16 protein-coding genes are annotated in these 20,634 nt (G+C 74.5%); 15 read left to right on the plus strand and 1 reads right to left on the minus strand.

What is annotated here, in order from left to right; genetic code table 11:
- Window positions 1-370: 370 nt before the first annotated feature.
- The 14 genes from asnB (at window position 371) to BM385_RS16600 (ending at window position 18,512) form a co-directional block, all read left to right on the plus strand.
- Window positions 371-2,236: an asparagine synthase (glutamine-hydrolyzing) gene (gene asnB / locus BM385_RS16535; protein ID WP_019433184.1), complete on the plus strand. Its 1,866-nt coding sequence runs from the start codon at window positions 371-373 to the stop codon at window positions 2,234-2,236.
- Window positions 2,233-3,213: an ABC transporter permease gene (locus tag BM385_RS16540; protein ID WP_019433185.1), complete on the plus strand. Its 981-nt coding sequence runs from the start codon at window positions 2,233-2,235 to the stop codon at window positions 3,211-3,213. Before asnB ends, BM385_RS16540 begins: the two co-directional genes overlap by 4 nt.
- Window positions 3,210-4,070, plus strand: a complete 861-nt coding sequence (locus BM385_RS16545) for an ABC transporter permease (protein ID WP_019433186.1) — start codon at window positions 3,210-3,212, stop codon at window positions 4,068-4,070. The genes BM385_RS16540 and BM385_RS16545 overlap by 4 nt, the downstream gene beginning before the upstream one ends.
- The gene (locus BM385_RS16550) at window positions 4,067-5,740 is read left to right on the plus strand and encodes an ATP-binding cassette domain-containing protein (protein ID WP_093843505.1); all 1,674 of its coding nucleotides are present in this window, start codon (window positions 4,067-4,069) and stop codon (window positions 5,738-5,740) included. The genes BM385_RS16545 and BM385_RS16550 overlap by 4 nt, the downstream gene beginning before the upstream one ends.
- Complete coding sequence (locus BM385_RS16555; RefSeq protein WP_093843506.1) at window positions 5,737-7,359, plus strand: ABC transporter substrate-binding protein; 1,623 nt, start codon at window positions 5,737-5,739, stop codon at window positions 7,357-7,359. Before BM385_RS16550 ends, BM385_RS16555 begins: the two co-directional genes overlap by 4 nt.
- Window positions 7,356-8,603 (plus strand): LLM class flavin-dependent oxidoreductase, encoded by a 1,248-nt coding sequence (locus BM385_RS16560; RefSeq protein WP_019433189.1) that lies wholly within the window; start codon window positions 7,356-7,358, stop codon window positions 8,601-8,603. Before BM385_RS16555 ends, BM385_RS16560 begins: the two co-directional genes overlap by 4 nt.
- 140 nt (window positions 8,604-8,743) lie before the next feature.
- Window positions 8,744-9,412: a hypothetical protein gene (locus BM385_RS16565; protein ID WP_093843508.1), complete on the plus strand. Its 669-nt coding sequence runs from the start codon at window positions 8,744-8,746 to the stop codon at window positions 9,410-9,412.
- Window positions 9,413-9,417: 5 nt separating this feature from the next.
- The gene (locus tag BM385_RS28230; protein ID WP_139275184.1) at window positions 9,418-10,662 is read left to right on the plus strand and encodes a 3-deoxy-7-phosphoheptulonate synthase; all 1,245 of its coding nucleotides are present in this window, start codon (window positions 9,418-9,420) and stop codon (window positions 10,660-10,662) included.
- A gap of 52 nt (window positions 10,663-10,714) precedes the next feature.
- Window positions 10,715-11,800: an AMP-binding protein gene (locus BM385_RS16575; protein WP_093843510.1), complete on the plus strand. Its 1,086-nt coding sequence runs from the start codon at window positions 10,715-10,717 to the stop codon at window positions 11,798-11,800.
- Complete coding sequence (locus tag BM385_RS16580) at window positions 11,800-13,179, plus strand: aldehyde dehydrogenase family protein (protein ID WP_093843511.1); 1,380 nt, start codon at window positions 11,800-11,802, stop codon at window positions 13,177-13,179. Before BM385_RS16575 ends, BM385_RS16580 begins: the two co-directional genes overlap by 1 nt.
- Before the next feature lie 9 nt (window positions 13,180-13,188).
- Entirely contained in the window at window positions 13,189-13,743 is a 555-nt protein-coding gene (locus BM385_RS16585) for a PHP-associated domain-containing protein (protein ID WP_093843512.1), read from the plus strand.
- A 41-nt stretch (window positions 13,744-13,784) separates the two neighbouring features.
- Window positions 13,785-16,118 carry a HelD family protein gene (locus BM385_RS16590; RefSeq protein ID WP_175543021.1) on the plus strand — a complete coding sequence of 778 codons (2,334 nt, stop codon included), beginning with the start codon at window positions 13,785-13,787 and terminating at the stop codon, window positions 16,116-16,118.
- A gap of 372 nt (window positions 16,119-16,490) precedes the next feature.
- Complete coding sequence (locus tag BM385_RS16595; RefSeq protein WP_019433196.1) at window positions 16,491-17,909, plus strand: NAD-dependent malic enzyme; 1,419 nt, start codon at window positions 16,491-16,493, stop codon at window positions 17,907-17,909.
- Window positions 17,910-18,230: 321 nt separating this feature from the next.
- Window positions 18,231-18,512 (plus strand): HU family DNA-binding protein, encoded by a 282-nt coding sequence (locus BM385_RS16600; protein ID WP_019433197.1) that lies wholly within the window; start codon window positions 18,231-18,233, stop codon window positions 18,510-18,512.
- A 116-nt stretch (window positions 18,513-18,628) separates the two neighbouring features.
- On the opposite strand, the gene murA is transcribed toward BM385_RS16600, so the two are convergent.
- Window positions 18,629-19,951 (minus strand): UDP-N-acetylglucosamine 1-carboxyvinyltransferase, encoded by a 1,323-nt coding sequence (murA, locus tag BM385_RS16605; RefSeq protein WP_019433198.1) that lies wholly within the window; start codon window positions 19,949-19,951, stop codon window positions 18,629-18,631.
- Window positions 19,952-20,071: 120 nt separating this feature from the next.
- Here murA and BM385_RS16610 point away from each other — a divergent pair, with 120 nt between their 5' ends.
- Complete coding sequence (locus BM385_RS16610) at window positions 20,072-20,629, plus strand: YqgE/AlgH family protein (RefSeq protein ID WP_019433199.1); 558 nt, start codon at window positions 20,072-20,074, stop codon at window positions 20,627-20,629.
- Window positions 20,630-20,634 lie beyond the last annotated feature (5 nt).

The raw sequence follows: 20,634 nt of genomic DNA on the forward strand, positions 1-20,634 counted from the left end.
TCTTGCGGCGGCCCATTGCCGCCCGCTTAAGATGCCCCCATGACCACATCGGCCCGCACCTCTGTCGCCATCTCCGGCGTTCGCTGTGGCGTGACCGGGTGCCGGTGTTGTCGTCCCCTCTGTCGCGGCGCCCTCTGTCGCGCGCGCTGTCGCGGCTGAACCCGCCCCCGGCGCCCCGCTCCGCCCCCGCGCCCCCTTCCGGCCCGCCGTTCGCCCCGTATCTCCCGGTACGCCCGGTGGGCGGTCCGGCCTCCCGCGACGGCCCGCGGCCCCGAAGGGGCCGTGCTCCGTCGCCGGTCAGTACGAGCCGACGCCGCCCCCGCACCCCGGGCGGCCCCCTGTCCACCCCTCGCCACGCGGAGGATGTGTCGTGTGCGGAATAACCGGCTGGGTCGATTTCGCCGGCCTGGCCCCGGACGCCCGGTCCGTCGCCGAGAAAATGAACGACGAACACGTGCACCGCGGCCCCGACGGTTACGGAATATGGATATCCGCCCGCGCGGTGATCGCCCACCGCAGGCTTTCCGTGATCGATATCGACCACAGCGCGCAGCCCATGCTCTTACCCGGCGACGGCCCCGCGCCCGACGCCGCCCGGCTGGTGCTCAGTTACAACGGCGAGCTGTACAACTACCGCGAACTGCGCGCCGAACTCGCCGCCCGCGGCCACCGTTTCCGCACCGCCGGCGACACCGAGGTGGTGCTGGCCGCCTGGGCCGCCTGGGGCCCGCGCGCCGTCGAGCGCTTCAACGGCATCTTCGCCTTCGCCGTCTGGGACACCACCGACGAGACGCTGTGGCTGGTACGCGACCACCTCGGCGTCAAACCGCTGCACTACCACCACCGGGGCGAGCGCCTGGTCTTCGGCTCCGAGGCCAAATCGCTCCTCGCCCACCCCGACGTGCCCGTCGCCGTCGACGAGGACGGGCTGCGCCACCTCGCGCTCCCGCTGCTGAAGTTCCCCGGCACCAGCCCGTACGCCGGCATCGCCGAAGTCCTGCCCGGAACGCTCCTGGCCTTCTCCCGCAACGGCGTCCGCGCCAGGCGCTACTGGGACGCCGCCGACCTGATCTCCCGGCCGCCCGCGCCCGACGACGTCGCCACGGCCGCCGGGGAACTGCGCGCCCTGCTGGCGGACACCGTCGCCCGGCAGACCCTCGCCGACGTGCCGCTGGGCACCTTCCTCTCCGGCGGGCTCGACTCCTCCGCCGTCACCGCCCTCGCCGGCCGGCTGCCGCAGCGCGCCGGCGTCGCCTCCTTCTCCGTCGACTTCACCGACGCCGCCGGCGACCCGCACTCCCGCTCCGCCCAGGACCGCCATCACGCCCGCGAGGCCGCCGCGTTCATCGGCTCCGACCACCACAGCATCGTGCTGGACAGCGCCCTGCTCGCCGACCGCGCCGTCCGCGACGCCACCGTCCGGGCCCGCGACCTGCCCAACGGCTTCGGCGACCTCGACATGAGCCTGCTGCTGCTCAGCCGCGCCGTGCGCGGACACGTCACCGTCGCCCTCTCCGGCGAGGCGGCCGACGAGATCCTGGGCGGCTACGCCTGGTTCCAGGACCCCTCCGCCGTCTGGGCAGAAACGTTTCCCTGGATCGCCGACAGCCCCGCCCACGGCCATCTCCACCAGCGCGTCCTCAGCACCCTCCACCCCGGCCTGCTCGACCGGCTCGACCTCGGCACCTACCTGAGAGACGCCTACGCCACCACCCTCGGCCGCCTCGGCCACGACCCCGCGCTGAGCAAGGACGAGCGACGGCACCGCGAGATCATCCACCTCGCCGTCACCCACTTCCTGCCCACCCTGCTGGACCGCAAGGACCGGCTCAGCATGGCCAACAGCCTCGAAGTCCGGGTGCCCTTCTGCGACCACCGCCTCGTCGGCCACGTCATCACCCTCTCCCGGGCCGTCCACCACGCCGGCGGCCAGGAAAAGGGCGTCCTGCGCGAAGCCGTCCGCGACCTGCTGCCCGCGAGCGTCGTCGACCGCCGCAAATCCCCCTACCCCACCTCACCCGACCCCGACTACGCCCGGCGGCTCCGCGACCAGCTCACCACCGTCCTCGCCGACCCGCCCCCCGGACTGCACGACCTCTTCGCCCCGCACGTCCTGGACCCCGCCCGCATCACCGGCGCCGCCCGCAGCCACGGCCTGGTCAGCAACTTCGAGGGCGAGGTCGTCCTCAACTTCGCCTCCTGGCTGCGCCAGTACGCCCCCCGGCTGGCCCCGTGAACACCCGCCCGCCGCGCTCCGCCGCCGCCCACGTCCTGCGCCGCTGCGCCCACTTCGCCGTCGTCCTGTTCGCCGTCTACACCGTCTCCTTCTTCCTGCTGTACGCCCTGCCCGGCGACCCGGTCGCCCTCATGCTGGAACGCCGCTCCGCCGGAGCCGGCGGCGGCACCCCCGAACAACTCGCCGCCCTGCGCGCCCGGTACGGCCTCGACGACCCCCTCCCGCAGCGGTACCTCAGCACGCTCGGCGCCCTGCTCACCGGCGACCTCGGCACCTCCTTCCAGTCCGGCCGCCCCGTCCCCGAACTGCTCGCCGCCGTCGCCCCCGGCACCCTCGCGCTGGCCGGCGCCGCCCTCGTCCTCGCCGTCCCCTTCTCCCTCGCGCTGGCGCTGCTCACCTCGCACCGGCCCGGCAGCCCCGCGCACCGCATCCTGGTGAACGTCCCCGCGCTCCTCGCCGCCGTCCCCGCCTTCTGGCTGGCCCTGCTGCTCGTCCAGGTCTTCTCCTTCGGCCTCGGCTGGTTCCCCTCCGCCGGCGGCGAAGGACTCCCCGGCCTGGTGCTGCCCGCCGTCTCCCTCGCCCTCCCCGTCTCCGCCGCCCTGACCGCCGTCCTGGTACGCGGCCTCGACGACGTCCAGCGGGCCGGATTCGTCGCCCTGCTGCGCGCCAGAGGACTGCCCTGGCGCCGGGTCTACCTCGCCCACGTCGCCCGCAACGCGCTGCTGCCGTTCGTCACCCTCACCGGCCTCACCGTCGGCGGCGTCCTGGCCGGCACGGTCATCACCGAGACCGTGTTCGCCCGCGCCGGACTCGGACGGCTGCTCGCCTCCTCCGTGGAGACCCAGGACGCGCCCGTGGTGCTGGCCATCGCGGTGCTCGCCGCCCTGGTGTTCGCCGCCGTCAACCTGCTCACCGACCTGCTCCTCCCGCTCCTCGACCCGAGGCTGCGGCACCGCACCGACGGAGCCCGCGCATGACCGCGACCCTCCCCGCCCCCGCGCACGACCGCCCGGCCCGCCGCGCACGGCGCGGCACCCGGACGGGCGTCCCCTGGCTCGCCCTCGCCGTGCTGCTCGCCTTCGCCCTCGCCGTCGCCTGGCCCGGGGCGCTCGCACCGCAGGACCCGTTCGCCGAGAACATCGCCCAGCGGCTGAGCCCGCCGTCCACCGCGCACCTCTTCGGCACCGACGAACTCGGCCGCGACCTGTTCAGCCGGGTCGTCCACGGCGCCCGGGCCTCCCTGCTCACCGCGCTCGGCGCGCTCGGCTTCGCCATCGGCCTCGGCCTGCTCATCGGCCTGCCCGCCGGCTACCTCGGCGGCGCCACCGACCGCGTCCTGATGGCCGCCGTCGACGTCCTGCTGGCCCTGCCCTCGCTGCTGATCTCGCTGATCGTCGTCTCCGGCCTCGGCACCGGCCGCGCCAACCTCGCCCTCGCCGTCGGCCTCGCCTCGGTCCCCGCGCTCGCCCGGGTCACCCGCGCCGAGGTACTGCGGATCAGCACCCAGCCGTTCGTCGAAGCCGCCCACGGCTACGGGCTCTCCCGCCCCCGCATCCTGCTGCGCCACGTCCTGCCGCACTCGCGCGGCCCGATCCTCGCGCTGGCCGCCCTCGAACTGGCCACCATGGTGCTGTCGGTGTCCGCCCTCAGCTTCCTCGGCTACGGCGCCCAGCCACCCGACCCGGAATGGGGCACCCTCATCGCCGCCGGACGCTCCTACTTCGCCACCTCCTGGTGGCTGACCGCCCTGCCCGGCGCCGTCCTCGCCGTCGTGGTGCTCGCCCTGCACCGCGCCGGCCGCGCGCTCGGCGCCACGGAGGTGAGGCCGGTATGAGCGCGGAGACGGTCCTGCGTCTGGACGGGCTCACCGTCCGCCACCCGGCGCGCGGCGGCGAGGTGACAGCCGTCGAGGACATCTCGCTCACCGTGCCCGCCGGCCGGTGCGTGGCGCTCGTCGGCGAGTCCGGCTCCGGCAAGTCCACCACCCTGAACGCGCTGCTCGGCCTCACCCCGGCCACCGCGCGCACCCGCGTCCGGCGGCTGGAGTTCGCGGACGCGCCCGGCGGCGCCCCGCGCCCGGTGACCGACCCCGCCGCCCTGCGCGGCCGGTCGGTCGGCCTGGTCCCGCAGGACCCGGCCCGCGCGCTCGACCCGCTGGTCCGCATCGAGGGCCACTTCGCCGAGCTGTACCGGCACTTCACCGGCCTGAAGGACCGGGCCGAGGCCCGGCGGCGTACGGTCGCGGCGCTGGCGGCCGTCGGCGTGGACCGGCCGGAGGCGCGGCTGCGCCAGTACCCGCACGAACTCTCCGGCGGGCTGCTGCAACGCGTCCTCGTCGCCCTCGCCCTGACCGGCGAACCCCGGCTGCTACTGGCCGACGAACCCACCTCCAACCTGGACGTCACGGTGCAGCGCCGCGTCCTGGACCTGTTCGACGCGCTGCGCGCCGAGCGCGGGCTCGCGCTGCTGCTGGTCACCCACGACCTCGCCGTGGCCTCGCAGCGCGCCGACGAACTGATCGTGCTGCGCGGAGGACGGGTGGTGGAGTCGGGCCCCACCGACCGGGTCATCGGCGCGCCCCGGCACCCGTACACCCGGCAGCTGGTGACCTCGCTGCCCGGCCGGCTGCCGCGCACCGCCCGCCCGGCCGCCGGTACGGACGCCGCTCCGGCCGCCGGTACGGGGGACGGCCCGCCGGTGGTGCTCGCGGCGCGCGGGCTGGCCAAGTCGTACCCCGGCGCGCGCGGCAGCGGCCCGGTGGCCGCCGTGCGCGGCGTGGACCTGACGCTGCGCCGGGGCCGCACCCTCGCCGTCGTCGGCGAGTCCGGCGCCGGCAAAACCACCCTGCTGCGGCTGCTCACCGGCCTGGAACGCCCCGACGCCGGCACCGTACTGCTGGACGGGACGCCGGTGGGCACCGGCCGCCGCGCCCGTGTCGCGTTCACCCGCCGCGTCCAACTCGTGCACCAGAACCCGGCCGGCAGCCTCAACCCGGCGCTCACCATCGGCCGGATCATCGCCGAACCCCTGGCAGCACACCGGATCGGCACCGCCCGCCACCGCGCCGAGCGGGCCCGCGCCCTGCTGGAAGCGGTCGGCCTGCCCGCCGGCTTCGCCGCACAGCGCCCCGCCCGGCTCTCCGGCGGCCAGGCCCAGCGCGTGGCGATCGCCCGCGCGCTGGCCCTGGACCCCGAGGTCCTGGTGCTGGACGAACCGGTCTCCGCCCTCGACCAGGCCGTGCAACTCGCCCTGCTGGAACTGCTGGACGGCCTCCAGCGGCGGCTCGGCATCGCCCTGCTGCTGGTGACGCACGACCTCGGCGTGGTGCGGGCCACAGCCGACGAGGTGCTTGTCCTGCACCGCGGCCGGACCGAGGAAGCCGGCCTCGCCGACGCCCTCTTCACCGCCCCCGCCAGCCCGTACACCCGCGCCCTGCTGGACGCGGTCCCCGCCCTCCGGCTCCCTGTGACCCCGCCGTTCCACGAGAGGACCCCATCGTCATGACCCGTGCACCACGGACGGGCCGCCCGCTCGCCGCCTGCGCCGCCGCCGCGCTCGTACTCACCGGCTGCGGCGGCACCGCCACCGGGGGCGCCACCGGCGGCGCCCCGGACGAACTGCGCATCGCGTACGGCTGGTACCCGACCTGCTTCGACTACGCGCAGTCCAATCCGTTCGCGCTCTTCGGCCGGCAGGTGCTGGACACCCTGCTCAGCGAGAACCCGGCGACCGGGGAGCTGGAGCCGTATCTGGCCGAGTCCTGGGAGACCCTGGACGCGGGGCGGGCGTACGAGTTCACCCTGCGCGAGGGGGTGACGTTCTCCAACGGCGAGGAGCTGACCGCCGAGGTCGTCGCGGACAACTTCCGCACCCTGTGGGACCTCGCCGAGCGCGGCGTCTCCACCACCCCCGGCGCCTATCTGCGCGGCTTCGAGCAGGCCGAGGCGCTGGACGCGCGCACCGTGCGGGTGGAGTTCGCCGAGCCCAACGCCGGGTTCCTCCAGGCCAACACCGAGGGCCAGTTCGGCATCATCGCCCCCGAGTCGCTGGCCGCAGGACCCGAGGAGCGCTGCGCGCACGGCACCATCGGCTCCGGCCCGTTCGTACTCGCCGAGACCGTGCAGGACGAACGGATCGTGTACGAGCGGCGCGAGGGCTACGACTGGGCCCCGGCCGCGTTCGGGCACCGGGGCGAGGCGGTGCCGGCCGAGGTGACGATCCGGATCGTGCCCGAGGAGAGCCTGCGTGCCGCCGGGGTGCTGGCCGGCGAGTACGACCTGGCGTACTCGGTCACCGAGGCCGGACTGGCCCAGGCCGAGGGCCGCGACGACGTCACCACGGTGCTCGCCCCGGACCGCAGCGTCGTCAACACCCTGGTCGTCAACACCGGTGACCCGGTGCTCGCCGACCCCGCCGTGCGGCAGGCCATCCAGCGCGGCATCGACCGCGCGGAGCTGGCGGGCACGTTCTACGGCGCGGGCGTCGAGCCCGCCACCGACGTGGTCTCGCGCGGCCACCGCTTCCACACCGACCACAGCGCGCTGCTGTCCCACGACCCGGAGCTGGCCCGCGCGCTGCTGGAGGACGCCGGCTGGGCCACCGGCGAGGACGGCGTCCGGGTCAAAGACGGGCAGCGGCTCGAGCTGTCGCTGACGTACGTCGGCACCGACATCGGCTCCACCGTCTCCGGCTGGGAGTACCTCCAGAGCCGGCTGGCCGGCCTCGGCATCGCGCTCACCCTCCAGCCGGTCTCCCCGGCCGAGCAGAGCGACCTGCGGGCCTCCGCCGACTGGCAGCTGGCCGTCTACCAGGGCGCCAGCCGCGGCGACGCGGACGGCATCGCCGCGTTCTACTCCACCGATTTCACCCACTGGCAGGGGCAGGCGCCCCGGCCCGAGGTAGACGCGCTGCTCGCCGAGCAGTCCGCCACCGTGGACCCGCGGCGGCGCGCCGCGCTCGTCGACGAGGCCGTCACCACCATCCTCGAACAGGGCTACGGCATCCCGCTGTTCGACTCCGCGCAGGTGCTGCTGGCCCGCACCGAGGTCACCGGCCTGACGTTCCCCGTCAACGCCTGGGAGCCGCTGCTGTACGCCGTCGGCAAGGACGGGGGCGAGAGGTGACCGGCCCGCTCGTCCTGCTCAACGCCCAGTACCTGCCCGCCAGCCACGACTGGCGCACCGCCGAGGGGCGCGCCCACACCCCGTACGCCGCCGACACCTTCGTACGGGCCGCGCAGCGCGCGGAGGCGGCCGGCGTGCACGCCTTCTTCCAGGCCGACTTCTCCGGCGTCAACCGCGCCGCGCTGCGCGCCGGGCCGCCGCTGACCGTCTTCGAGCCGTTCCAGCTCGCCGCGCTCGTCGCCACCGCCACCCGCCGGATCGCGGTCATGCCGACCGTCTCCACGCTGTACACCCATCCCTTCTCCTTCGCGCGCAGCCTGGCCAGCCTGGACCGGATCGCGCGGGGGAGGGCCTGGGTGAATGTGGTGTCCTCCTTCCGGCCGGGGACGGCGATCGGGATGCGGCGCGAGGTGCCGCGCGAGCGGCGGCACGCCCAGTTCGAGGAGTTCCTCGGGGTGACCCGCGCGCTGTGGGCGAGCTGGCCGCCCGCCGCCGGTGAACCGGACCCGGCCACCGACCGGTTCGTGCGCGAGGACCTGATCCGGGACGTGGAGCACCACGGCGCGTTCTACACCCAGTCCGGGCCGCTGGACATGGCCCCCTACTCGGCGGACTTCCCGTACACGCTCCAGGCCACCGCGTCCGCCGAGGGGCTGCGGCTGGCGGCCCGCACCGCCGACGCCGTGTTCGCCGGCACCCCGACGCTGGGCGCGGCGAAGGCGCTGCGCGCCATCCTGCGCCGGGAGGCGGTACGGGCCGGCCGCCCGGCCGACAGCGTGGCGCTGCTGCCGGGCGCGTTCGTACACGCCGCCGCCACCCGCGAGGAGTCGGAGCGGCTGCTGCGGGCCCGGCTGCGGCAGACCCGGGCGCTGACCGGCCCGGCGGCGCTGGCCGAACTGCGCTCCCGCTTCCCCGCGCTGCGGCTGGACGGGGTGGGCGCGGCCGACAAGCTGCCGGCCGATCTCCTGCCCGAGGACCCGGAGGCGGTGTTCGCCGCGCACGGCTCCCGGCTGCTGCCGCTGTGGGACCTGGCGCGTACGCCCGGGCTGACGGCCGGCGAGTTCGCCGCCCGGGCGCTGCTGCTGGGCGAGCACGCCCAGTTCCCGGGCACGCCCGAGGAGATCGGCGACGAGCTGCGCCGCTGGTACGAGGAGGGCGCCGTCGACGGCTTCCAGTTCATCCTCGGCAACGACTTCGACGCGCTGTGCGACCGGGTCGTCCCCCGGCTGCTGTCGACCGGCTAGCCCGGGCCGTAGCCCCGGGCCGTAGCCCCGGGCCGAACCCCCGCTCCGTAGCCCCGCCCGCCCCGACCGTCCGACCGTCCGACCGTCCGAGGAAATGCGCCATCCCCCGCCGTCCCACCGACCAGGACAGGGAACCCCGCATGACCGACCGCAACCTCACCGAGCCGCGCGACGCGGCGGCCGGCGCCGGCCCCGCGCCCCGGACCGCCTTATGGAAACGCCGCCTGTTCGAGGCCGAGGCGGGCCTGACCCGCTTCGTCGTCGAAACCCGGGCCGGCGCCCATCTGCACAGCCTCCTCAAGGTCAAGGCCGCCCTCTTCGCCGCGCTGCCGCCGGGCAGCGGCACCGAGGCGGAGTGGAAGGCCGCGTTCTTCCGGGGCCAGGCCCTCATGGAACAGTTCGTCGTCACCCACTTCGGCCACGGCCAGCTCGCCGCCTGGGCCGCCTCCAACAGCGCCGTCTACGCGGCCGTCGACCCCGCCCCCAAGCACGACGCCACCGTCCCGCTGGAGCGCCTGGACCACCAGGCCGGGCTGTACGGTTCGGCCACCGCCTGGGAGGAGCACGGCCCCGACCGCGCCGTGCTGCGCATCGGCCACTGCGCGATCTGGGACTACCGCGAACTCGCCCGGGGCCGCGGCGTCCCGCTCACGCTGGCCTCCCCGTGCGAGTACTGCGTGCCCGCCACCACCGCGATGATCACCGCCAAGGGGCTGCACGCCCGGCACGAACTCACCCGCGAGGTGGAAGGACCCGGCTGCGTGTGGAGCGCCGAACGCGAGCTGCCCCGGCCCGGATCGGCGGACTGATCACCATGACCGGACCCACCGCACCGCGCACCGCCGCACCGGCCGCACCCGCACCGGCCGCCGACCCGGCCCGCTTCCGTGAGCTGCCCGCCCGGCAGCAGCCCGACTGGCCCGACCGGGACGCCCTGCACGCCGTCCTCGCCGCGCTCCCGCCGCAGGACCTCGTCACCCGCGAGTCGGTCGCCGAACTGCGCCGCGAACTCGCCCAGCTCGACGCCGGCGGCGGGCTGATCCTGCAACTCGGCGACTGCGTCGAGGACATCGACACCGACATCACCTCCGCCACCTGCGCCAAGATCGCCTTCCTCACCCACTTCCGGTCCCATCTGCGCACCCGCACCGGCCGGCACACCCTCGCGGTCGGCCGGCTCGCCGGGCAGTACGCCAAACCCCGCTCCCAGGACCACGAGATCGCCGGCGGCCTCACCCTGCCCAGCTACCGGGGCCCGATCATCAACGCCCCGCAGCCCACCCGGCAGGCCCGCCGCCCCGACCCGGCCCGTATCGCGGCGGCCCACACCGCCGCCCGTACCGCGTACGCCGCCATCGCCGACCACCACCGCGCCACCGCCCACCTCGACCCGCTCTACACCAGCCACGAGATGCTGCTGCTCGACTACGAACTGCGCTTCCTGCGGCCCGGCGCGGACGACGCGGACGGCGCGGACCGTGCGGACGGTACGGACGGCGCCGGCCACCATCTGGCCACCACCCACTGGCCGTGGATCGGCGCCCGCACCCGGCACCTGGACGGCGCGCACATCGCCGTCGCCGCCGCGCTCGCCAACCCCGTCAGCGTCAAGATCGGCCCCGACACCTCGCCCGAGGAGGCGGCGGCACTGGCCCGCGTCCTCAACCCGCGCGACGAACCCGGCCGCCTCACCTTCATCGCCCGCATGGGCCACCGCGACATCGAACGGCTGCACCCCGTCGTCCGCGCCGTGCACCGCGCCGTCGAGCACGTCCACTGGCTGAGCGACCCCATGCACGGCAACACCGTCACGGCGTCCACCGGCTTCAAGACCCGGCACGTCGAGCACATCATCGCCGAACTCACCCGGTTCCAGCAGATCCTCACCGACACCGGACGCCGCCCCGCCGGACTGCACCTGGAAGCCACCCCCGAGGACGTCCACGAGTGCACGGAGGACGGCCGCGAACCCACCGACCCGGCCCGCTACCGCACGCTCCTGGACCCCCGGCTCAACCCCCAGCAGACCGCCCGGGTCCTGGCCCACTGGTTCGCCTGACCGCGCCCGCCACCCGCGCCCGCCGCGCGGAGCGGAGAGGAGAGGACAGAAGATGACGCTTCCCACCCTGCCCGAACTCGAGGACTCCACCACCCCCGTCGACCCCGAGGAGTTCCTGCACGCCGCGCTGCGCTGGCACTTCACCCCCGGCACCGGCTCCCCGCTCTGGCTCGACCTGGCCCGCGAGCTGGACTTCGACCCCGTCCGCGACATCCGCTCCTGGGCGGACCTGGGCCGGTTCCCCGACATCGCCGCACCGCTGCGCGACCGGCCCGTCGCCGACCTGCTGCCGGCCGGCCTCGCCGGGGACCCGCCGCCGTCCGTCTTCGAGACCGGCGGCACCACCGGCTCGCCCAAACGCCTCCTCTACACCGACCGCTGGACCCGGCGCGCCCTGGAGTGGAAGACCGCCGAACTGCGCGCCGCCGGCTTCCCGGCCGGCGCGCCCTGGCTGGTGGCCATGCCGTCCGGGCCGCACGCCTTCGGCCACACCACCCGCGCCCAGGCCAGGGCGCTCGGCTCCGTCCTGCACACCGTCGACCTCGACCCCCGGTGGGTGAAGAAGCTGATCGCGGCCGGCGGCGACCCCGCCCCGTACCTGGCCCACCTCGCCGACCAGCTCGGCCACATCATCCGCACCCAGCGCATCGGCGCCCTCACCACCACCCCGCCGATCCTCACCGAACTGCTCCTGCACGACGACCTCGCCGACCGGCTGCGGGACTCGCTGCGCTACCTGGCGCTGGCCGGCGCCCACCTCGACGACGACACCTACGACCTGATCGCCGGCGCCCTGCCCGGCACCATCGTCCAGAACATCTACGGCAGCACCATGGTCCTCACCACCGCCCGGCTGCGCGATCCGGCCGCCCCGCCGCCGCTGGCCGTGTACGACGGCTACCCGCCGTACGTGACCTTCGCCGTCGTCGACCCCGACAACCACACCCCCGTGCCGTACGGGGAACGCGGCCAGGTGCGGATGACCCACCTCAGCAGCGGCGTGTTCATCCCCAACAACCTGGAACGCGACACCGCGATCCGGCTCCCCGCCCCGCCCGGCGCCCCCGGCGACGCCCTGTCCTCCCCGCAGCCGCTGGCCGCCTTCGACGGGGAACCCGTCGTCCAGGGGGTGTACTGATGAGCGGCCCGGCCGCGCTGCCCCTGCTCACCCACGACGGCGAACGGCACACCCGCGCCACCGAGACCGTCACCGCCCTCGACGGCCGGCCCGCCGCCGTCCTCTCCCTCAGCCCCGACCTGCTCACCGCCCAGAGCCTGCGCGCCCTCGCCCGCACCGCGCCGCTGCCCGCCGCCGAGCGGGCCCGGCGGCTGCGGGCGGCGGCCCGGCACTTCCTCCACGACGAACTGGGCGGCCTCACCTTCGGCCGGTACCGCGCCTGCGTCGCCCGGGTCAGCGGCCACAACGCGCCGCTCACCGACCAGCTGACCCGGGCCGTCGCCGACGCCGTCGCCGAGGCCCCCGACCGCGCCGACCGGGCCCGGCCCACCGGCTCGCTGCCCTCCTGGCGGCAGGTCCCGGCGGCGGGCAGCGGGGTGTGGACCCGGCGCGGCGAGACCGTCGCCGCCGTCCTCTCCGGCAACACCCCCACCATCCACGGCGGCTGGCTCCAGGCGCTGGCCCTCGGCTACCGGGTGGCCGTCCGCCCCTCGCGCCGCGAACCGTTCACCGCCCACCGGGTGGTCGCCGCGCTGCGCGCGGCCGGCTTCCGCCCCGCCGACGCCGTGTTCCTGCCCACCGCGCACGCGGGCGTGCCCGGTCTGCTGCGCCGCGCCGACCTGGCGCTGCTGTACGGCGGCGACGACCTGGTGGCCGCGTACGCCGGCTCCCCGACCGTCAAGGTCGCGGGACCCGGCCGCGCCAAGACCCTGGTGACCGGCGGCCCGGCCTCCCCGGCGACGCTGGGGGCGGTCGCCGACTCGGTGACCGCCCTCTCCGGCACCGCCTGCGTCAACACCACGGCGGTCCTGGTCGAGGACGACCACGCCCGGTTCGCCCGCGACCTGGCGGCGCTCCTGCGCGCCCGCGCGGCCGGCCGGCAGACCACCGACCGGCACCTGGGCCCCCGGGTCACCGCACCGGCGGCCGACGCCCTGCTCGCGTACCTGAGCCGGCACGCCGCGCACGCCCGCGCCGAGATCCCGCTCCAGGAGATCGCCACCCCGCACCCGGACGGCGGCGTGGTCCTGGGCCCGGCGGTCTTCACCGTCCCCACCCAGGACGATCCGCTGCTCGGCACCGAACTGCCCTTCCCCTGCGTATGGATCGCCCCCTGGTCGCGGGCGGCGGGCACCGCCCCGCTGCGCGACTCGCTGGTGGTCAACGCCATCACCGACGATCTGGCGCTCGTCGACGCGCTGCTGGACGAACCGACCGTCAAGAACGTCCACCTGGACACCCCCACCGTCCACGGTGCAGGACACCTGCCCCACGAGGACTATGCGGGCACGTTCCTGATGCGGAACAAGGCGGTGGTGACGAAGGGAGGCACCGGGTAGGCACCCCCCATGACCCGAGCCTGGTACCGGGGCGACTGCCACGTCCACTCCCACCACTCCGACGGCGAACTCTCCCCGGCCCGGCTGGCCGCCGGGATCCACGCCGGGCGCTGGCGGCCCGCCATGGGGAACAGCGACGCGCATCTGGCCGGCCAACTCGGCATCCCGCACACCGTGGTGCGGGCCACTGGCCCGGACCCCGGCGCGCTGCTCGCCGCCCTGCGCGCCGGCCACAGCTGGATCGCCGCCTCGGCCGGCATCGATCTCTCCTTCGCGGCGCACGCCGCCGGCCGCACCGCCGGCGTCGGCGAGCGGCTGGCCGCGCCCGGCGACCTGCCGTGCACCGTCCGGCTGACCGTGCGCGGGGTGGACGGCGGCACCGTCACCCTCCACGACGAGCGCGGCCCGGCGCACCGGGCCACGCTCCGTGGCGCCGGAGCGCACACCGTCGAGTGGGGCACCAGCGCCGGAGCGTCCGGTTTCGTGCGCGCCGAGGTGCGCGACGCCGACGGGCGGATGGCGGCCCTCACCAATCCGGTGCTGCTCACCGGTCGCGTACCGTAGTGCGCCGTTCTTCAGTGCAGGGTCAGAAGGGGGCCGACGTCGTGGACGTACGGGAGCGGGAGGTTGACGGCGAGCAGCGCCACCTCGACACCGTGTACCGGCGGCTGGAGGAGAAGATCCACGAGGCCGAGTTCCTCATGGCCGACGCCGCCAAACGGGTGCAGGTCGGCACCCCGGGCGCGCTGGCCGAGCGGGACGCCCAGGTCTTCCAGGCCGGGGTGCATCTGTCGCGGCTGAACAACGAGTTCGAGGACTTCCTCTTCGGCCGCATCGACCTGCTCGCCGGCCAGGACGGCCGGCGCGGCCCGGACGGGGCGCTGACCTCGGTCGAGCCCGCCGACGACGCCGTCACCACCGGCCCCGGCGGGGAGCCGGTCGCCGAGATCGCCGAGACGCTGCACATCGGGCGGCTCGGCGTCCTGGACGCCGACTACGTGCCGCTGGTCATCGACTGGCGCGCCCCGGCCGCCGCCCCGTTCTACCGCGCCACCCCGGTGGCCCCGGGCCGGGTGGTGCGGCGCCGCGTCATCCGCAGCAAGGGCCGCCGGGTGCTGGGCGTGGAGGACGACCTGCTCCGCCCCGAGCTGCGCGCCACCCTGGACGGCGCGGAGCTGCCGGTGGTCGGCGACGGCGCGCTGATGGCCGCCCTCGGCCGCACCCGGGGCCACCGGATGACGGACATCGTGGCCTCGATCCAGGCCGAGCAGGACGAGGTGATCCGCGCCCCCGCCGTCTCGGTCACCGAGGTGACCGGCGGCCCCGGCACCGGCAAGACCGCCGTCGCCCTGCACCGCGCCGCGTACCTGCTGTACCAGGACCGGCGCCGGTACGCCGGCGGCATCCTCATCGTCTCGCCGACACCGCTGCTCGTCTCGTACACCGAGGGCGTGCTGCCGTCCCTCGGCGAGGAGGGCCAGGTCGCCATCCGGGCGCTGGGCTCCCTGGTGGACGGCGTGGAGGCGACCGCGTACGACGAACCGCAGGTGGCCCGGATCAAGGGGTCGGCGGCGATGGCCCGGGTATTGGCCAAGGCGGCGCGCGGCGTGCTGGAGCGGCCCGGCGCGCCGGAGCGGCTGCGGGTGGTGGCGATGGGCGCCCGCGTCGAGCTGGACGCGGAGGACCTGGAGCGGATCCGCCGGGCCGCGCTCGGCGGCAGCGCCCCGGTCAACCTGCTGCGGCCCCGGGCCCGCCGGCTGCTGCTGGACGCGCTGTGGCAGAAGTCCGGCGCCGCCGCCCGGCACTACGGGGACGCCGAACTGCTCCAGGAGGCGCGGGACGGCTTCGGCGAGGACGTGGGCACCGAGGACGCCTTCACCGATTTCCTGGACGCCTGGTGGCCGGAGGTCACCCCGCTCCAGGTGCTGCGCGCGATGGCCGAGGAGTCCCGGCTGGCCCGCTGGGCGCGCCGGGTGCTGCGCCCGCGCGAGGTGCGGCAGCTGGCCCGCTCGCTGCGGCGGGTCACCGCGCGGGGCGAGGGGCTGTCCGTGCACGACGTGGCGCTGCTGGACGAACTGCGGCAGGTGCTGGGCACCCCGTCCCGGCCGAAGGAGCGGGCCGCGCGGGAGGCCGACCCGCTGGATCTGCTCACCGGTCTGGAGGAGCTGACCACCTACGCCGACCGGATCGGCGGCGGTGGCTCCTCGCGCCGGGAGCGGCTGGCGGAGCGGGAGGGGGAGCGGGCGGACTACGCGCACATCATCGTGGACGAGGCGCAGGACCTCACCCCGATGCAGTGGCGGATGGTGGGCCGCCGGGGCCGCCAGGCGACGTGGACGATCGTCGGTGACCCGGCGCAGAGTTCCTGGTCGGCGCCGGAGGAGGCGGCGGCCGAGAAGGACGCCGCGCTGGGCACCCGGCCGCGCCGCCGGTTCGAGCTGACGGTGAACTACCGCAACCCGGCGGAGATCGCCGCCGTCGCCGACCGGGTGCTGACGCTGGCGATGCCGGGCGCGGTGCCGCCGCGCGCGGTGCGCGCGACCGGGGTGGAGCCGGTGTACGAGGTGGCGGCGGGTCCGGACGGCGCGCCGGAGCGCACCCCGGGCCGGGCGGCGGTGCTGGCGGCGGCGCGGCGGCTGCTGGCGGAGGTGGCGGGCACGGTGGGGGTCGTGGTGGCGATGGGCCGCCGCGAGCAGGTGCGCGGCTGGCTGGCGGGGGAGGGCGAGCGGCTGCTGGTGCTGGGTTCCCTGGAGGCGAAGGGGCTGGAGTACGACGCGACGCTGGTGGTGAGTCCGGCGGAGATCGCGGACGAGTCCCCGGCGGGGCTGCGGGTGCTGTACGTGGCGCTGACCCGGGCGACCCAGCGGCTGACGGTGCTGGCCGGAGCGGTGGACGAGCCGGACGGGCGGGGGGTCCCGGACCTGCTGCGCGGTCTGTGAGCCGCTGCCGGGCGCTTTTCGGAGGCATATGCGCCGGGCGGATGAGGTAGAACGATGAACAGGCGAGAGGCAGGCCGGGACGGCTAGTTGTGTTCTGCCATGGTTTGTTACGCTTTAGGTGGCACCGGCCCGATCCATGCCCCCGGGCCCAACCATTGTCGCTACGAGCGACCACTTGCCGCGAGGCGAGCTGGCGGGTCGGTGTCAAGACTTTTCTCACATCACGCGGTGCCGCACGGCATATTTCGTGCCCGCGTGCCCCCTTTCCGTGGTTACGGTCATATCGGTCGTCGGCCCTGGGTTACCGGCTACTCCACGGTAGGTGCGACCATTCGGGGGCACGCGTGATGGAGAAAGTGAAGGAAGTCGGTCATGGCAACGGCGCCCAGCGTCTCGTACTCGATGACTGTCCGGCTGGAAGTTCCGGCCAGCGGTACGGCGGTCAGTCAGCTCACCACGGTCGTGGAGTCCTCCGGCGGGTCCGTCACCGGCCTCGACGTCACCGCCTCCGGCCACGAGAAGCTGCGGATCGACGTCACGATCGCCGCTTCCTCCACGGCCCACGCCGATGAGATCGTGCAAAAGCTGCGCGGCATCGAGGGCGTCGCGCTCGGCAAGGTCTCCGACCGTACGTTTCTGATGCATCTCGGTGGCAAGATCGAGATGACCTCCAAACATCCGATTCGCAATCGCGACGACCTGTCGATGATCTACACGCCGGGTGTGGCCCGGGTCTGCACCCAGATCGCCGCCCACCCCGAGGACGCCCGCCGGCTGACCATCAAGCGCAACAGCGTCGCCGTGGTCACCGACGGCTCCGCCGTGCTGGGCCTGGGCAACATCGGCCCGCAGGCCGCGCTGCCCGTGATGGAGGGCAAGGCCGCCCTCTTCAAGCGGTTCGCCGGCATCGACGCCTGGCCGATCTGCCTGGACACCCAGGACACCGACGCCATCGTCGAGGTCGTCAAGGCGATCGCCCCGGGCTTCGCGGGCATCAACCTGGAGGACATCTCCGCCCCCCGCTGCTTCGAGATCGAGGCGCGGCTGCGCGAGGCCCTGGACATCCCGGTGTTCCACGACGACCAGCACGGCACCGCCATCGTGGTGCTCGCCGCCCTGCACAACGCGCTGCGCGTGGTCGGCAAGGAACTGGCGGACGTGCGCGTGGTGATGTCGGGCGCCGGCGCCGCCGGTACCGCGATCCTCAAGCTGCTGCTGGCGGCCGGCGTCAAGCATGCCGTCGTCACCGACATCCACGGCGTGGTGCACGCCGGACGCACCGACCTGGTGGACGCCGCGCCCGGCACCGCGCTGCGCTGGATCGCCGACAACACCAACCCCGACGGCGTCACCGGCACCCTCAAGGACGCCATCGTCGGCGCGGACGTCTTCATCGGCGTCTCCGCCCCCAACGTGCTGGACGCGGACGACGTCGCGGCCATGGCGGACGGCGCGATCGTGTTCGCGCTCGCCAACCCCGACCCGGAGATCGATCCGGCCATCGCCCGGCAGACCGCGGCCGTGGTGGCCACCGGCCGTTCGGACTTCCCCAACCAGATCAACAACGTGCTGGTCTTCCCCGGGGTCTTCCGCGGCCTGCTCGACGCCCAGTCGCGCACCGTCAACACCGCGATGATGCTGGCCGCCGCCCGCGCGCTGGCCGATGTGGTGGGCGAGGACGAGCTGAACGCCAACTACATCGTCCCCTCGGTCTTCAACGAGAAGGTCTCCGGGGCGGTCTCCGGCGCCGTCCGGGAGGCCGCCGAGGCCACCCACGCCGACGAGGCGTAACCCGCCCCCAGGGGCGCGTCACGGCCCCCCCGCACGCTCCGTACGGCCCTGGCCCCGGCCCGCCCCGGCGAGTCGGTTGCCGGGGCCACCGGCGGCCCCCGTAGGGTGACCCGGAGGCTGAGCCCCGGTACGGACGCCAGGACTCTTCGTGTGACACCGCGGGCGCCGGATTGGCCTTCACACCACTGGTGGGGGCAGGATGCGTATCCGGGCGCGAGGGTCACGAAAGCCGACCCGGGTCCGGGAACTGTCCGAGGGTCCTGGCAGCATCGGCTTCGATCTCACGCCTCATCGGCAAGGAAGAACACGGGAGTACGAAATATGAACCGCAGTGAGCTGGTGGCCGCTCTGTCCGAGCGCGCCGAGGTGACCCGGAAGGACGCCGACGCTGTGCTGGCGGCCTTCGCGGAGATCACCGGGGAGATCGTGTCCAAGGGGGACGAGAAGGTCACCATCCCCGGCTTCCTGACCTTCGAGCGCACCCACCGCGCGGCGCGCACCGCCCGCAACCCGCAGACCGGCGAGCCGATCCAGATCCCCGCCGGGTACAGCGTCAAGGTGTCCGCGGGCTCCAAGCTCAAGGAAGCCGCCAAGGGCAAGTGAAGCCCCGGGCCTTCGGCCCGGCGGTCCTGAACGCGTGAGGGTGGCCCCCAGCCAGGGGGCCACCCTTCGCGCATGTCCCGCCGCCGCGCGGGGCGGCGGGCCCGTCGGTGCGTCCGTCAGGCGGGGCGCTCCACCTTCGCGCCCAGATCCTCCAGTTTGCTGATGAAGTTCTCATAGCCACGGTTGATCAGGTCGATCCCGTGCACCCGCGAGGTGCCCTGGGCCGCCAGTGCCGCGATCAGATACGAGAACCCGCCGCGCAGGTCCGGGATCACCAGGTCCCCGCCCTGGAGCGTGGTCGGCCCGGACACCACCGCCGAATGCAGGAAGTTGCGCTGCCCGAACCGGCAGGGCGTCCCGCCCAGGCACTCGCGGTACAGCTGGATGTGCGCGCCCATCTGGTTCAGCGCGCTGGTGAAGCCGAGCCGCGACTCGTACACCGTCTCGTGCACGATCGAGAGCCCTGACGCCTGGGTGAGGGCCACCACCAGCGGCTGCTGCCAGTCGGTCTGGAAACCGGGGTGCACGTCCGTTTCCAGGGCGATCGCGTTCAGCGGGCCGCCCGGGTGCCAGAAGCGGATGCCCGCGTCGTCGATCTCGAAGGCGCCGCCCACCTTCCGGAAGACGTTCAGGAAGGTCATCATCTCCCGCTGGCTGGCCCCGCGGACGTACACGCTGCCCTTGGTGGCCAGCGCCGCGCTCGCCCACGAGGCGGTCTCCAGGCGGTCCGGGAGCGCCCGGTGGGTGTATCCCTCCAGCCGGTCCACCCCCGTGATGCGGATGGTGCGGTCGGTGTCCATGGAGATCTGGGCGCCCATCTTCTGCAGCACGCAGATGAGGTCCTCGATCTCCGGCTCGACGGCGGCGTTGGAGAGTTCCGTCACACCTTCGGCCAGCACGGCGGTCAGCAGCACCTGTTCGGTGGAGCCGACGGACGGGTACGGCAGCCGGATCTTGCAGCCGCGCAGGCCGCGCGGCGCCTCCAGGTACTGGCCGTCCGCCCGCTTGTCGATGGTGGCGCCGAACTGGCGCAGCACGTCGAAGTGGAAGTCGACCGGCCGGCCGCCGATGTCGCAGCCGCCGAGCCCCGGGATGAACGCGTGCCCCAGCCGGTGCAGCAGCGGGCCGCAGAAGAGGATCGGGATGCGGGACGAGCCGGCGTGCGCGTCGATGTCCGCCACATTGGCGCGTTCGACCCGCGACGGGTCCATGAACAGCTCGCCCGGCTCCTCGCCGGTGCGCACGGTCACACCGTGCAGCTGCAACAGCCCGCGTACAACACGGACATCACGGATATCGGGGACATTGCGCAGGCGGGAGGGGCTACTGCCCAGCAGCGCCGCCACCATCGCCTTCGGCACGAGGTTCTTGGCACCGCGCACCTTGATCTCGCCCTCGATCGGGGTGCCGCCATGAACAATCAGGACGTCGTCAGTCATGGAACTCGCGATCTCCAAGAGGGCCGGGGGGAATCGAGCGGAGGTAATCGAAATGGTAATCCTCCACCCGCTCCGCACCCGGCACTCCCCACCGCACTCCGGATGGGGAATCATGTCCTCATGACCGAGGTGTCCTCGCTCACCGGGCAGCTGCTGGTGGCCACCCCCGCGCTGTCGGACCCCAATTTCGAACGCTCCGTCGTGCTCATGCTCGACCACGACGCCGACGGCGCGCTCGGGGTCGTCCTCAACCGCCCCACCCCGGTCGGTGTCTCCGAGGTCCTGGAACCGTGGGCCGAGCTGGCCGGCGACCCCGGCGTCGTCTTCCAGGGCGGCCCCGTCGCCCTGGACGCCGCCCTCGCCCTCGCCGTCGTCCCCGGCACCGGTCCCCTGGGCTGGCGCCGCGTGCACGGCTCCATCGGCCTCGTCGACCTGGAAGCCCCGCCCCAGGTGCTCGCCGCCGAGGTCGGCTCCCTGCGCGTCTTCGCCGGCTACGCCGGCTGGGGCCCCGGCCAGCTGGAGGCGGAACTGGAGGAGGGCGCCTGGTACGTCGTGGACTCCGAACCGGGCGACGTGTCCGCCCCCCGCCCCGAGGGCCTGTGGCGCGCCGTCCTGCGCCGCCAGCACGGCAGACTGGCGCTGCTCGCCACTTACCCGGATGACCCCTCGCTCAATTAGGCTTG

The organism is Streptomyces harbinensis (assembly GCF_900116145.1).
Classification (GTDB): domain Bacteria; phylum Actinomycetota; class Actinomycetes; order Streptomycetales; family Streptomycetaceae; genus Streptomyces; species Streptomyces carpaticus.